The sequence below is a fragment of the Paenibacillus sp. D2_2 genome, from assembly GCF_031199965.1.
Taxonomy (GTDB): Bacteria; Bacillota; Bacilli; order Paenibacillales; family Paenibacillaceae; genus Fontibacillus.
The window spans coordinates 2,749,869-2,764,495 of the sequence record NZ_CP133605.1 but is presented as its reverse complement, the minus strand read 5'-3'; the positions used below and the strand labels follow the sequence as shown (position 1 = coordinate 2,764,495).

The window sequence follows — 14,627 nt, the reverse complement described above, 5'->3', positions numbered from 1 at the left end:
AGCTGGTTTCCCTAGCAATTCTCGGTACCAAGCGGGGACATTTCTTCATCGTTTGCACCATATGGGGCTATTCGAAGCATTAGCGTTTGTTTGCGCGCACGGGTCGTCTCGAGTGCCTTGTCAATGAGCTCCCAATTATAGCTACCTTTTTCCTGCTCTATGTATTTCCAGTAGATTCTGAAATAAGCAATCGAAGTCATTGGATGATTTTCATTTTCCAAGTTTCCATCAAAGTCTTGATATACAATTGGAAACCCCTCTGTCCAACCTTTCCCTTCGTTCAACTTGTCTCCATTAAAACGTTGAAAGGTCATAAATCCGATTCCAGGGTTAACCAGAACATCGTCGATTACTTTCGGTCTTGTGACAATGACTTTGCAAGTACTCATTCTATCCACTCCTTCTGGGTCGTTATCTTAATCATAATTGAACCCCGTTGTAGCTCAATATCAATTTTTTGATTTTACTTTAGTTCTTTTTACTATTTTCGATGGACGATATATGGAATATTTTACGTGGATTTATTAATAGGAAAATGGTACATTATCATGGAATGAATAGTACACGTGTTCGTATTTTATATGTGTTATTGGGTTAAAGAGCAAGTTGGGATATACGTCTAGACTCATATTATTTATTTTCGGGGAGAGTGTCTGCATGGACAAGGATTCTGCGAATAGACCAAACATTATTGGTGGTGGCGAGGCTGGCGTCGCCATCTCGGTCGACATGGATAAGAATGTTGTTCACCAAACAAACAGCTTATTTTGGGACACAAAAGGAAGTGACATCTTAGGAGCAACCTCGCTTCCTCTCTATGGAGCATTTGTCACAGAAGAAAACTGCCAATTATTTGGTGATGTCTCGGGAAAGAAGATGCTGGAGATCGGCTGTGGAAGTGGTCAATCCTTGCAATATCTAGGGGAACGCAATGCAGCTGAACTATGGGGTACGGATATATCAGAGAACCAAATCGAAAAGACAAGGCAGCATTTGACCGCGTGCGGTCTTTCGGCACAATTGATCTGTTCTCCTATGGAAGATGAATGTGGCATACCAGAGGATTATTTTGATTTTGTTTATTCGGTTTATGCTATAGGCTGGACCACCGACCTTGAGGGTACTTTTAGCAGAATCGCTTCTTACCTTAAAAAAGATGGTGTATTTATTTTCAGTTGGTCTCACCCTATACACAAATGTGTTGCTGTAGAAGATAATAAGCTTGTTTTTAAAAAGAATTATTTCGATGAATCTTGGTACTCAGTATCTCTTGGCGAAAGTACGCTGACCTTATCGGATCGTAAACTATCAACCTATGTGAATGCGCTCTCCAAAGCGGGATTTGTCATTGAGCAGATGATTGAGCAATCTGATGATGAAATAATACAATCATGCGACGATAACAACGATTTTGCAAACAAAGCAAAGATGCTTCCTGTAACTTTTGTAATCAAAGCCAGAAAACTATAGTACCCCTCGTAAGCACAACGCGACTGCTGATCTATGTCAGTAGCCGCGTTTTTGCTTCATCTCGTTATTTCTCCCAAAGTTCGATCAGTCGGCCATCAGGATCTTCAATCCAAATGAACTTTCCAAACTCACTAATCTCTTCTTTCTTCGCAAGAGGAATACCAAGATGTTCAAGATGCTTAATAGTCTCGTATAGATTATCTACTTGGAAATTTAACATCACTTGTTGGTCTGCTGGAAAGTAACTATCATTCTCTGTAAAGAAAGAAAAGATAGTCTCATTTCCTAATTGGGGTTTTATCACAGCCCCATTCCAATCTCCTATTTCAATCTTCAATACTTCACTGTACCATTTTTTTATTACTTCGAGATTTTTAGTTCTCCAAAATATTCCTCCGAAACCTTTTATCATTTGGATCTAACTCCTGTCTATTATCAAGTTTATAGCTATCCGATTACATTAGATATTCGAGGTTTAGATATAAGTTCCTTTTTCAAGGATACTACCTTTTACATCAACAATTGAAAAAAAGCATAGCCACTGACCTGCCGATCCATGCTGACAGTACAATCGATTTATAGTACAATTTCAACATTCTATTCTATAGGTGATCCGATATGCTTGTACTTGAACTTCATGTTCCGCCCCCTCCTATGATCGCCACTGTTGGCCATACACTATGGCCGCCAGGGATTGTACATGCGAAGCGTCAATTAGGGGCATTCGATATCATTATCTGCGTGAAAGGTACGCTCTACATGGAAGAAGACGGGATTCCATATGACATCAAAGAAGGCATGCTCTTGGTCCTTGAGCCTGGGAAGATACATCGTGGATACCGGCCGACCGATACCGAGACGGAAGTATATTGGATTCATTTTCAGTATCCAGGATCGCCTCCGCCTGCCTTGATCGACAAAACAAACTGGCCACAGCCTTTGCTCAATCGAACGGACCAGGATATCGAGGTTCATCCAGGTATGGTAGATATTCCGAAATTTACGACCATCGATTTGCGCTCAATTCTGCCGATGCTTACGGAAATGTTACATGTGCTTAGCATGCTATCTGCATCGCGATCCTACGAGCTACAAATATTATTCGGCCGATTTCTTTTAGAACTGCAATACAGTATGCGAAACCACAGTCCACAAGCCCGCTCTCTTTCTCTAGGGGAGCAAGTCGCTGCCTATTTGACTGAACATTTGGAACAACCCTTCGACTCTACAGGAATGGAAAATGACCTACATTACCACTTCGATTATTTAGCCCGCTGCTTGAAGCAGTATTCGGGCATGAGTCCCATGCAATATAGGCATCATCTTCAGATCGAACGTGCAAAACAGCTATTAGCACATTCAGAACTGTCAATCATTCAAATCGGCTCACGATGCGGGTTCAGCGACAATAACTATTTCACGCGTCTATTTAAACGTCACACTTCCTTTACGCCAGGAGCATACCGTAAGCGGTACCAGTTTATTGAAATGGATTAAACAGTTCTGAGTATCCATCATACGGGTAAAAGCGCTTGTCCAATTGAATGAACAAGCGCTTTTATATTCGTTATCGTTTCGGTTCATTTACGGTCGATGTAACCAATTCGAAGGAATTGTTACCAGATCCTCTGACTTACTGTATCTTTCTCCGATTTCTTTAAACCGTCGGGTGATATTAGTGTCCAGCAGTCCATGCTGATTTGGCGCGCCATTTAATAAGAAAGTCACGTTATGGCTGTTCGCATCAAGTGTTTTGTCTAAGACCCAATCCGTCGTTTTAAGATCCATCGTCGTATCCGATGCTCTCCAGAACCATGTATCCGTCAAAATATTACAGCTAGCTCCCGGCCCCTCGAAAGAATCATCAATCTCCTGTCCGGCAGCATTTTCGTAGAATACGATATCGGTATGATCTAGATTGGACTCACAGCTTATATTCATCAGGAGGCAATTGGGTTGAAATCCTTTCACGAATTCATTTATTTCTTCGAAAGGAAGATCCTCGTACTTCGGTCCCCCCAATGGGCGTTCCAGCCGTCAATGATGAGAAATGGAATGTCGCCATAACCTGTCAGCAATTCTTCGATTTGATTTTTAATGAACTGTTTATCTTCAAGGGTGCATTTCTTACGGCCGATTTTGTGGTGCAGGTCAAGCATCGAGAAATAAAGGCCCGCCTCAATTCCCTCCTGCTTGAACGCGTCAAGATATTCCTTAACGACATCCCTTTGGCTGGTTGCATTTCGAATACAGTGCTCCGTATACTGTGTTGGCCATAAGCTGAAGCCTTCATGATGCTTGGCCGTCAAGGCAGCGAAGCGCATTCCCGCGGCTTTGGCTGCTTGTGCCCATTGCGTACAATCTAATTGGTCCGGATTCCATTCTGACGGATCGAACGGGAACCTCCGCGGCTCATCATGATTCTCGTATCCATATTCCCAGTCTTTCATCTCCGTATCTGCGAACTGGAAAGTAGCGCTATTAAAATGTATAAACATGCCGAATCTTTGATTCACGAACCATAACTGTCGTTGTTGCAAAACCTGATGATCCATATCATTGCCTCCTCGAACTGTGTTAACTCATCCTTAGATGATATCTACCACTGTAAAGGATTGCATCAATGGATTCATCGGCCTACGGCGACATCCTATCGTACGATTTCTACTTTATCTACCTGCGATGATTCGATCTTTCATGTAAATCCTTCTATACAACCGTCCCGAAAGCGCTTAATATTTTGTATAGTGAATTGTATAACATCTGTTTTCGACTAATGAACATATTCGTGAAGGAGTCATAACAAACATGCTAGATACCCAAGTAATCAATCAATTGAAAAAAACGCTGAGAGTGTGTATTGATAACCAGGAAATCTCCGGCGCGAATTTTATGGTGATCAAGGACGGCAATGAAGTTTTTTACCATGAAGACGGCTTGGCCGACATTGAAGCGGGACGCCCCATTACAAGAGACTCGATATTTCGTCTATATTCGATGACGAAGCCACTCACTGCCGTTTCCATCATGATGCTGCTGGAACGTGGGGAGATCGATTTGTTCGATCCTGTAAGCCGTTATATTCCAGGTTTTAAAGACCAACAGGTCGAGATAAACGGTGAACTAGTACCTGTCGCTCGTGAAGTCAACATTCACGATTTATTGAATATGACATTGGGATTGGTGTACGGTGGGCAGCACACGGAGGCTTTGTTCAATGAACTAGGCAGCCGTATGTACGATGAAAACCCAATGAGTACCATTGAATTTGCAAATCGCCTGGGCCAAGGTCCCCTTTCATTTGAACCGGGATCTAACTGGCAATATGGAGCATCGGCGGATGTCCTTGGCGCGATTGTGGAAACAGTCAGCGGTATGCGGTACGGACAATTTTTGAGAAAAGAAATACTCGATCCATTAGAGATGAAGGATACCGGATTCTGGCTGCCTGAAGAAAAAAGAGAACGCCTGGCTAAAACCTATCAGGATGACGGCGCTGGAGGTTTGAAGCTCTATTCTGATAGCCATCTGGGCATCCACCATCAAATGGATCAAGAGCCGGCATTCGAGTCTGGAGGAGCGGGCCTTACATCCACAATAGATGATGCTGCCAAATTTACGACAATGCTGATGAACCAAGGCTGCTTCAATGGTGTCCAATTGTTAAGACCTAGAACCGTTCAATACTTAACATCGGCTTCTCTAACCGATTGGCAGCAAAAAGGCTTTGACACATGGCATACATTCCGCGGTTATAGTTACGGTAACCAAATGCGCATCATGACTGACCCTAGAACAGCCGGATTGATCGGCAGCCAGGGCGAATATGGTTGGGACGGCTGGCTAGGAGCATACTTCTGCAACAGCCCTCAAGACGGGCTGACGATCCTTTTTATGATCCAGAAAAAGATGCCGGTACGATGACGATTACGCGCAAGCTACGTAATATCGTGTTCAGCAGCTTGTAGATTCAAACCACAATTGTGTCACTAGACACGTTTGTTGAATAAAGGTAGCCGATTATTAATCTGGCTACCTTTTATATTTGTATCAGCACCATTATGCTTCACTATTAGAAATATTCTTTTGTGAAAATTAGTACTTTTAGTAGTGCTAGATTTCTGCTACAATCAAGGACGATATTAGTCAGTCAGAAAAGAGGATAATCCGATGAAAATGAAGAAAGCTGCTATTTTATTGGTAACGATGTCCATAGCCGCCTCCCTGCTTGCAGGTTGCGGAAGTTCAGACAATAGCGCTAGCCTCTCTGGCAGCGAGACTCAGAACCAAAACGTTGAACCTATGAAGGAAACCTACTTTATTTTTGATACAGTAGTCAATATTAAAATCTATGACAATCGCGCGACCAAGAAAAATTTACAGGAAATCGATGCTCTACTTAAAGAGATCGATAACAAGATCAGTAGAACAAATGAGAAGAGTGAAATTTACAAAGTTAACATGAATGCCGGCATCGCTCCGGTTCAAGTATCCCGGATACATTTGATCTTGTGGCGTATGCCGTAGAGTTTGCCAAACGTTCAAACGGGCTACTGGATCCGACGGCCGGTAGACTAGTTAGTCTATGGAATATCGGTCACGAGGGCGCTCATGTCCCAACAGCAGCAGATATAGCTGCCATGCAAAAGCTGTGCGACTATCAGAAGCTAGAATTGAACAAAGATAAGCATGAGCTGTATCTGACAGAAAAAGGCATGGAAATCGACCTTGGCGCCTACGGAAAAGGATTTGCTGCAGATGTCGTTTATAAATATTTAGCGGATCAAGGCTTCAACAGCGCTATTATCGATTTGGGCGGCAACATATACGCTATGGGCCAGAAGCCCGGCGGCAAAGATTGGACCATCGGCATTCAGGATCCCGATCAGAAACGTGGCATACCGATCGGTAATGTGCCTATCAATGATAAGACCGTTGTTACTTCAGGGATATACGAACGTTATTTCATAGAAAACGGTAAAATGTATCCTCATATCCTCAATCCTAAGACAGGCTATCCTGCTGAAAATAATATCGGCAGTGCCACAGTAATTGCAGACAGTTCAACCACTGCTGATACGATGGCCACTATACTTGTCCTTATGGGTGTAGAAGATGGTCTGAAATTTGCCGAGAGTATTCCTAACACGGAAGTTTTGTTCATTACCAAAGACAAGAAGCTGTATGCTACTCCTGGATTCAAGGAAATGTTAAACAAAACTAATGACAGCTATAAGTATGCAAATTAATTTTTATCTTTCCACTTTATGAACAATTCTGTACTCAAATATAGACACATTTGTGTCATTAGTCATCAATAAAACAGCGGCAGCCCAGACTTTCGTGTCTGTGACTGCCGCTGCTTTCTTGTGCTCTTCTATTCTATTCCTATCTGTGTACGATACATCGAGGCATATTGGCCGTCCTGTGTCATCAGCTGCTCATGTGTTCCCTGTTCAGCTATGCGGCCACCTTCAATTAGTATAATGATATCGGAGTCCCTGATCGTGGATAGGCGGTGTGCGATGACAAACGAAGTGCGTCCCTGTGTAATCGCGAGCATTGCCGCACGTATCCTCTGCTCGGTCATCGTGTCCACGGAGCTTGTCGCTTCATCCAAAATGAGAATGGGTGCGTCCATCAGCACCGCTCGTGCAATGGTTAATAACTGCCGCTCCCCTTGGCTTAACGCTGCACCGCCCTGTGTAAGGATGGTATCGTACCCTTTGGGCAGCCTGCGGATGAATGAATCTGCACCAGCGGTTACCGCTGCGGCCTGGATCTTTTCAAATGGAACGTCAGCTCTACCATAGCTAATATTATCGCGCACGCTCATCCCAAACAGTGATGTATCCTGAAGTACGACACCGAAGGTTCTGCGCAGATCCTGCATGCGGTATTCACGTAAATCATGTCCATCTAGTAGAATACTACCTTCATCCACATCATAAAAGCGAGTTAACAGATTGATCAGCGTGGTCTTGCCCGCACCGGTAGGCCCAACAATCGCTACTCTCGTACCTACGGGGATTGTCACGCTAACATCTTTGAGGATTGGCGATCCGGCCTTGTAGCCGAAGCTTACAAGTTCGAGCCGAATCTCACCGCTAGGAGCTTCTAAAGGTAGAGCATCAGGAACATCAGCAGGCTCAGGTTCTTCATCAAGAATCTCGAAGATACGCTCTGCTCCCGCTACAGCTGTTTGGAAGCTGTTGTAGATGTTCGCAATATCAACAAATGGACGCCCGAATTGCCTGGAATACAGCAAGAAACTGGAGATCATACCTACCGTAATCATATTGTGCGCTGCCATAACGCCGCTGACAATGGCGATACTAACATAGCTCAGGTTTGTAATGACGTTCATAATAGGCATCAGATAGCCCGACCAAATTAAGGCATGTGTCGAGACGCTACGCAATTGTTCGTTATGTTCCTCAAATTGCTCAATCATCTGCTGTTCACGGTTGAATGCCTTAACCATACTCAGCCCCGAGACGCTCTCTTCGATCTGACCATTCAGCTTACCCAGGATCGCCTGTTGCTTAGCGAATAATTTACGAGTACGTCTGGTGATGATTCGTGTGAGTAGAAAAATAAATACAACCGACACCAGCGCAACACAGGTTAACACTACATTCTGGCTTAACATGATGATGAAGACACCTATAATCGTGAATCCATACATCAATAATTGGGTGAGTGAATCCGAAATTGTAGTGCTGATATTATCAACGTCATTCGTTAGCCGGCTCATCAACTCTCCGTGCTGCCTACGGTCGAAGAAAGACAGCGGCAGTTTGTTCATAACGGCAAATAGGCGCTTACGAATGTGCAGAATGATTTTCTGCCCCAAGGAAGCCATAAGAAATTGCTGCAAGAAACGTACTAACCAGTCAGACACGTACAGTGCAGCAAGCAGTACCAGTACCAGTAACCAAACCGCTGGGTTTCCTGCGTCAATCAGGTTGACAATATTTCCGATTAGCAGCGGTGATAGGATGGCAGATCCAGAAGCGAGCCCCGAGAACAGCAGTATCCAACCCAATCCTTTGCGCTGTCCCTTGGTCAACTCCCATAATCTTAATAGAGTGCCCCTCATGTCTTTGGGCTTAACTGTCTGTGTGCCGCGATGCATCCTGCCCGGTCCGCCTGGCGGCGGTGTCATGCTCTTATTCAAGATGATCGCCTCCGATCTGCGATGCATAGATAGCACGATAAGCCATACAATTCTCCATTAACTCCTGATGCGTGCCAAATCCGCGTAGTTGACCGTCCTCCATGCAGAGAATTCTGTCCGTACGCATGACAGTAGAGATGCGCTGACTGATGAGCAGCACCGTTATACCTGCTGCCTCCGTACGCAAACCATTCAGCACGGCCGCCTCTGTAGAAGCATCCAGCGCACTTGTGCAATCATCCAAAATGAGAATACGCGGCCTCCGCAATAGAGCTCGGGCGATGGATATACGCTGCTTCTGCCCTCCGGAGAGATTCACGCCCCCCTGTCCAAGCCGGGTCTCATATCCATCTGTAAAATCAGACACAAAATCGTCCGCACTGGCAATTCTGGCGGCTTGCCTAAGTTCTTCATCGGTTGCCGCACTGTTCCCAAAGCGTAGATTATCGGCAATCGTGCCTGTAAATAGTAGTGCCTTCTGCGGGACCACGGCAATGGCATTACGCAACAATTCAGTATCCATTTGAGTTACATCACACCCATCAATCAGCACCTGGCCTTGCGTTGCATCATAGAATCGTGGGACCAGATTAACTAGCGTAGTCTTACCTGAACCGGTAGGACCGATGATGCCGATGGTTTCTCCTGCGTTTGCGGTAAAGTCAATGCCCTCTATTGCTGCTCTACCCGTGCGTGCATAGGTGAAAGACACATTGTTGAACGAGACTTCTCCCTTAACATCGAACACCCGCGGCTGCTGTGGCTGTAGTTGTGCAGGCTGTTCATCCAAAATCTCCTGCACACGCTCAGAGGATGCCAGAGCACGTACCGCCGTATTGAGAATCATGGAGACCATCCCTATAGCAAAAAGCACCTGTGTCATATAGTTGACCGATGCCATCAGCCGACCGATTTGCCCCGTATTTTGTGACCCAGATAGCCATAACAGCGCAATAATACCCATATTGACTGTAAGATTGATAAGTGGCGAGAACACAGCAAGCACCCGAGTAGCAGAAATCCCCGCATCGGCAAACTCACCAGCTGCAGCCCCGAATTTCTCTTGCTCCTGAGCCTCGGCACCAAACGCCTTGACGACACGGATAGAGGAAAAGAACTCTCTGCTTACACCGTTCAGTTTATCCAGTTTCTGCTGCAGCTTGCCAAACCGAGGATATCCCAGTTTCATGTTCCCTACGATCAGCGCGCCAGCAATAACCAGTATGGCTACCATCACTGGAATCTGCTGTGGCGTCTGCACCATGATTAGTATCACCGCCCCTATGCAAGTAATAGGAGCTTTGATCATAATGCGCATACTGCTGTTGATAAAATTCTGAATTTGGGTAACATCGTTGGTGATGCGCGTAATAATGGAGGAAGGCTGTAGGCGGTCAATATTTTCAAATGAGAGAGTTTGCACCTTCCGATACAATTCCCCGCGTAGCTCTTTGCTGATGGTCTGTGAGGTGCGGCTGGCATAGATATTACGCATCACTGCACCTAGTGCCCCTAACGCTGCAATCCCCACCATGATGGCTCCATAATACAGAATCACCTGCACATCCTGTCCTTTGACGCCGTTATCAACGATGTATGCCATGAAGGTAGGCTGCAATAGATCCGCTAAGGTTTCCACGCACAGAAAAAACATTGCCGTCAAGAACATCCCAAGATGTCTACGGATAAAACTAAAAATAAGCTTCATACCATCGCCTCACCATTCGTCTGCGCGTTGATTTCTTCCTTCTGCCAATGGGTGTATAGCTTCTGCAATATCTCTTGTAATTGCACCTTTTCGTCAGTATCCAGTATAGAAAATAGCGTATCTGCGGTTTCCGCACGCTCCTTTCTGCCTCCAAAGCCATCTCTCTGCCCTTATCAGTTAGACGAATGTCGATGTTTCGCTTATCAGCACTGTTCTTAGTTCGTGTAATCAGTCTGTTACTCTCCATAATTTCCAGCTTCTCACTTAGCGTTGCAGCACGTCGCTGCATAATATCTGACAGTTCCCGCTGGGTGATCACCTCACGCTCGCGCAACAGAATCAATATCCGCCCTTGCCCTTGAAAGCGGCTCATCCGATGTGATTGTAGATGTGAGCACTTCCGGAACTGACGCAGCAGCATCAGGTTCGTTACTTCCAGTTCATCCATGTGCATTTACCTCCTGTTCATAAAATTCGTTAGGACCCTTATGATTTATAAATATAGTCCGTCAACCACAAAATATCAAGCATGAAAACTACTGAATGAATGCAATCCACAGCTTCGAGAGTCCTGAACACAACAGAAGAACATCCAATACATATCGGAAGTCGCAATTTTGGTAATATAAAGTGCAAGTGAGCTAGCTGCTTTCCGTAGAAAGAAATGCTCCTTTCATCAATCCATAGGAAGTAATGTCGGTCAAATATCCGATAAATCCGCCAGCGATAGAAAACTGCCATAGTGAGATATGTTTCTTTTTTGCATCATGCCAATGCCTTAAAGAAAAATGCGAAAACCGCGCGGCAACCAAGATATTGGTGCAGCACGGTTTTTTTGTCTCACAGTTCAGTTCGGATCAATTCCATTATTTCATACACGCTTCTTATATACCCTCATTGCAAAGAAATAGGATACAAGCATAATTCCAATACACCACGCGAGTGCGATCCATATATCGTTGCCGGGCGGCTGGCCTAACAATAATGATCGAATAGTTTCCACGATCGAGGTCACCGGCTGGTTCTGGCAAAGACACGGACGACTCTTGGCATTGACTCCGTCGGCACAAACGCTGAACTGATAAACGGAAGGAAGATAATAGGATAAGAAAAGGCGCTAGCTCCATCTACTGATTTGGCGGATAGCCCGGCAATTGCCGCGACCCAAGTTATTGCGAGTGTAAATAGCATGAGGATGCCGGCAACTGCAAGCCATGACAGTAGCCCCGCTGGCGAACGAAAGCCCATAATTAGCGCTACGAGGATGATGACGATAAGAGATATAGTATTAGATACCAACGATGTAAGCACATGCCCCCATAGCAAGGCAGAACGTGAAATTGGCATGGTGCGAAATCTCTCGAGTATGCCTCGCTGAACATCGGTAAACAGGCGGAAAGACGTGTAGGATACACCACTCGCAATAGCAATAAGGAGTATTCCAGGCAACAGGTAATTCACATAATTATCTGTGCCTGCTTGAATTGCTTTTCAATCCTTCATATGGTGCAAATACACCTTTCAAATAGTTATTCAATTTCTCATTCATAACATCAAACCTCCCTATAAGTGAGTGTTCAAACTACCTCTATAGCAAGTTTTCAAGCAAGCGTTTTGCATACTCCCAGTTGCTTTTGTTGCGGGCGTAGGTCGCCTTACCCTTTTCCGTAATCCTAAAATATTTACGTCGTCCGCCCTGAGATTCATCTCCCCAATACCATTCGATATCACCGTCAGCCCCAAGCCGCCGAACACTGGAGTACATCGTGGCTTCCTTTAATTCATGCTCGCCGCCCGAACGCTGGGTAATCAGCTTGACAATTTCATAGCCGTAACGGTCAGCTTCGGTTAAGAGTCGTAAAATCATCGTGTCGGTATGGCCGCGAAGCAAGTCGGGAGTGCACTCGTACCATGTTCATGGAACGGCTAGTTATCATTTTACTTCGAACAATAAGTCCAAGATCTTATCATCTGCCTTACGATTTTTACCTTTGTACGGATAACAATGAATATGAATCGCTGGATTGAAGTTAATTTCAATAATACTGTAGTTATGTTGGGTTGCCTCATTTCTAATATCATCAATCATCATGTCAACTCCACAGATTGTTGCTCCAGCTGCTTTAGCTGACTTTATAGCAAATTGCTTATAACTGTCTGGAATATCATCTGTATAATCAATACTGTCTCCACCTGTACTTATATTTGAGTTCTCCCGCAAATAGACGATTTCACCACTAGCGGGAACATCCTCTAAAGATCTACCTTGGCCCTTTAAAAATAGTTGTTCTGCATCACCCCACTGGATTCGTTCAAGCGGAGTCTTGTATCCCTTCCCTCTGAGCGGATCTTTATTTTTCTCGTGAATCAATTGGGTGATTGTGTGTATCCCATCCCCCAATACATTTGCAGGTACACGGTGTAAAATACCGACCACTTCATCACCCATGACCAGAAAGCGATACTCTTTTCCCGACATGAATTCTTCTAACAACACGGTACGATCATACTCAAAGGCCAATTCAAATGCCTTTCTATAATCCTCTCTTGAAAACTCGTTGGTGAAAATCGATATCCCAAGTCCAAAATTCGTCGATTTAGGCTTAATGACGATTTGTCTCCCCAGATAATTCTCAACCGCTGACATAGCCTCTTCGATATTGGCATACGCCTCTCCGTCTGGAACACGAATGCCATTAGTACGAAGTACTTCTTTGGTAACGATCTTATTCTCCATAATAAGTACGGTGCTATAGGAATCTAGTGATGTTTTGGTAGCTTGCTTCACATATTCAATCTGATCCCCTTTTTGCAGTCGGATAAAATTCTCATCGCGGTCAAGGATTTCAAATCGTATCCCCCGCTTGATAGCCGCCTTAAGTAACAGCTGAGTAGACAATTCCAGGTCTTCATAACCGGCAAATGTATAACCTACTTCCAGACTTTGTTTCGCATAGAGCTTTGCCTGGTTCAAATGATAGGTCGAATATGATGATTTTTCAATTTCAGATTTAACGATGGATGCATAGCTGGTTTGCGGGTTTAAAATCCGCTTCTTTTCTTGTTCAATAACTTGCAAATTATGTGTATCACCGGGCTTAAGGATATTTAACAAATCCATCATAGAGTCCAAAATCTCAAGAGCAAGTGCCTCCATACTTACCATCGTATGACCCATTTTGATCTTCGACTTAATCCCTTCAGACAGGAGCTGATCAACGTTATCATGTGCTTGCTTCTGCTCCTCCAAATCTAAAGGTTCGTCCTGTAAGAACAATGAAAACACAATAAACAAATGAATAAATTGAAGAGTATCATGATGTATTCCAATCTTACTTAAAGGGTTTAGGTCGATCATTCGAAGTTCTATATATTCGATACCATGCTCAATCAGATCTGTAAGCATGTCTTCTCCCTTTGTAGTTTTCAAACGAAGAGAACTATATAATTCCTTTGCGCTTAGCAATTGTTTGTTTGTGATGAATTGACGAATATCTTGTACATAATCATTAACAGTGTTAAATGACACATAATAAGGCTTTTGATTACGATAACCGCACATGCTATTCCGCAATGAATTCATATATGGGAAGTAGTGGCTCTCATCATCCAGATGATGACTTAAATGTACGCATCGCTCAACATAGGTTTTATCGAATACAGGACTTGCACCAGTTAGGTAAATCAGTAACCAACGATATCGAATGATATTCCGCGCAACTTTTAAGTACATCTCATCTTTAAATTCCTTATATGGAACAGATTTGTCTAACTTCTGGTGAAGCCTATTCAATAAACTATCCTGGAAAGAGAAATTAATATGAATACCGCTAAGCAATTGTTTTTTACGTCCATATTTCTCGGCCAATTGCATACGATACTGATCCGCTTCTGGATCATTCATCTTCGCAATAGGAATCTCCTCTTCCGTTGGAAGTTTTGGTGGATTACTGCTGGTCCATAAGTACTCATCTTTCAGTTCAAGCGTGACGATATCATGCAGGGTTTCTAAGAAATGATAAGCCTCCTCTGTACTGTTAAGCACAGGGGTAATCATTTCAATTTGACTTTCCGAAAAATCAGTTTTTATATAGGGATGATCAAGCTTATCACCAAAGACAGCTGGATGAGGAGATAGAGCAAGTTTTCCGTCTCTATCTACCCGCGCATTTTCCTTTTCTAGTCCAAAATGACCTTTAAAGACTTCTTCTTGTAAGTGTTCTCTGATAATTTCATCTATAAAATGATGATCTAATGCGATCATTCTTA

Annotated in this window: 12 protein-coding genes and 2 pseudogenes; 4 read left to right on the top strand and 10 right to left on the bottom strand. The window is 43.9% G+C overall.

The window, feature by feature from the left end:
• Positions 1 to 11 precede the first annotated feature (11 nt).
• Positions 12 to 389, bottom strand: a complete 378-nt coding sequence (locus RE628_RS14070; protein WP_309159230.1) for a hypothetical protein — start codon at positions 387 to 389, stop codon at positions 12 to 14.
• A 268-nt stretch (positions 390 to 657) separates the two neighbouring features.
• Here RE628_RS14070 and RE628_RS14065 point away from each other — a divergent pair, with 268 nt between their 5' ends.
• A complete protein-coding gene (locus RE628_RS14065) occupies positions 658 to 1,470 on the top strand; it encodes a class I SAM-dependent methyltransferase (RefSeq protein WP_309159229.1) in 813 nt (270 codons plus the stop codon).
• Between the two features lie 64 nt (positions 1,471 to 1,534).
• Here the strand turns inward: RE628_RS14065 and RE628_RS14060 are convergent, their stop codons facing one another.
• A complete protein-coding gene (locus RE628_RS14060) occupies positions 1,535 to 1,882 on the bottom strand; it encodes a VOC family protein (RefSeq protein ID WP_309159228.1) in 348 nt (115 codons plus the stop codon).
• A 206-nt stretch (positions 1,883 to 2,088) separates the two neighbouring features.
• On the opposite strand from RE628_RS14060, the gene RE628_RS14055 reads away from it, so the two are divergent.
• Entirely contained in the window at positions 2,089 to 2,967 is an 879-nt protein-coding gene (locus RE628_RS14055) for an AraC family transcriptional regulator (protein ID WP_309159227.1), read from the top strand.
• An 87-nt stretch (positions 2,968 to 3,054) separates the two neighbouring features.
• Here the strand turns inward: RE628_RS14055 and RE628_RS14050 are convergent, their stop codons facing one another.
• Together RE628_RS14050 and RE628_RS14045 are read right to left on the bottom strand one after the other, a co-directional pair.
• Positions 3,055 to 3,411 (bottom strand): alpha-L-fucosidase, encoded by a 357-nt coding sequence (locus RE628_RS14050; RefSeq protein ID WP_309159226.1) that lies wholly within the window; start codon positions 3,409 to 3,411, stop codon positions 3,055 to 3,057.
• 38 nt (positions 3,412 to 3,449) lie between these two features.
• Positions 3,450 to 4,025, bottom strand: a complete 576-nt coding sequence (locus RE628_RS14045) for an alpha-L-fucosidase (RefSeq protein ID WP_309159225.1) — start codon at positions 4,023 to 4,025, stop codon at positions 3,450 to 3,452.
• A gap of 253 nt (positions 4,026 to 4,278) precedes the next feature.
• Between RE628_RS14045 and RE628_RS14040 the strand changes: the two genes are divergently transcribed.
• Both RE628_RS14040 and RE628_RS14030 read left to right on the top strand, forming a co-directional pair.
• The gene (locus RE628_RS14040; protein ID WP_309159224.1) at positions 4,279 to 5,394 is read left to right on the top strand and encodes a serine hydrolase domain-containing protein; all 1,116 of its coding nucleotides are present in this window, start codon (positions 4,279 to 4,281) and stop codon (positions 5,392 to 5,394) included.
• A gap of 246 nt (positions 5,395 to 5,640) precedes the next feature.
• A pseudogene (locus RE628_RS14030) lies at positions 5,641 to 6,719 on the top strand (FAD:protein FMN transferase).
• A 128-nt stretch (positions 6,720 to 6,847) separates the two neighbouring features.
• On the opposite strand, the gene RE628_RS14025 reads toward RE628_RS14030, so the two are convergent.
• The 6 genes and pseudogenes from RE628_RS14025 to gshAB all read right to left on the bottom strand — a co-directional run bounded on the left by RE628_RS14025 (position 6,848) and on the right by gshAB (position 14,622).
• A complete protein-coding gene (locus RE628_RS14025) occupies positions 6,848 to 8,650 on the bottom strand; it encodes an ABC transporter ATP-binding protein (protein ID WP_309159221.1) in 1,803 nt (600 codons plus the stop codon).
• Complete coding sequence (locus RE628_RS14020; RefSeq protein ID WP_309159220.1) at positions 8,643 to 10,358, bottom strand: ABC transporter ATP-binding protein; 1,716 nt, start codon at positions 10,356 to 10,358, stop codon at positions 8,643 to 8,645. The genes RE628_RS14025 and RE628_RS14020 overlap by 8 nt, the downstream gene beginning before the upstream one ends.
• On the bottom strand, positions 10,342 to 10,806 hold the full coding sequence (locus RE628_RS14015; RefSeq protein ID WP_309159219.1) for a MarR family winged helix-turn-helix transcriptional regulator: 465 nt from the start codon (positions 10,804 to 10,806) through the stop codon (positions 10,342 to 10,344). Before RE628_RS14015 ends, RE628_RS14020 begins: the two co-directional genes overlap by 17 nt.
• A gap of 423 nt (positions 10,807 to 11,229) precedes the next feature.
• Positions 11,230 to 11,846 (bottom strand): annotated as a pseudogene (locus RE628_RS14010) (ABC transporter permease); the annotation flags it as partial.
• A 100-nt stretch (positions 11,847 to 11,946) separates the two neighbouring features.
• Positions 11,947 to 12,225: a PadR family transcriptional regulator gene (locus RE628_RS14005; RefSeq protein ID WP_309159464.1), complete on the bottom strand. Its 279-nt coding sequence runs from the start codon at positions 12,223 to 12,225 to the stop codon at positions 11,947 to 11,949.
• 66 nt (positions 12,226 to 12,291) lie between these two features.
• Positions 12,292 to 14,622, bottom strand: coding sequence for a bifunctional glutamate--cysteine ligase GshA/glutathione synthetase GshB (gene gshAB / locus RE628_RS14000; RefSeq protein ID WP_309159218.1), 2,331 nt, complete (start codon positions 14,620 to 14,622; stop codon positions 12,292 to 12,294).
• Between the last annotated feature and the right edge of the window lie 5 nt (positions 14,623 to 14,627).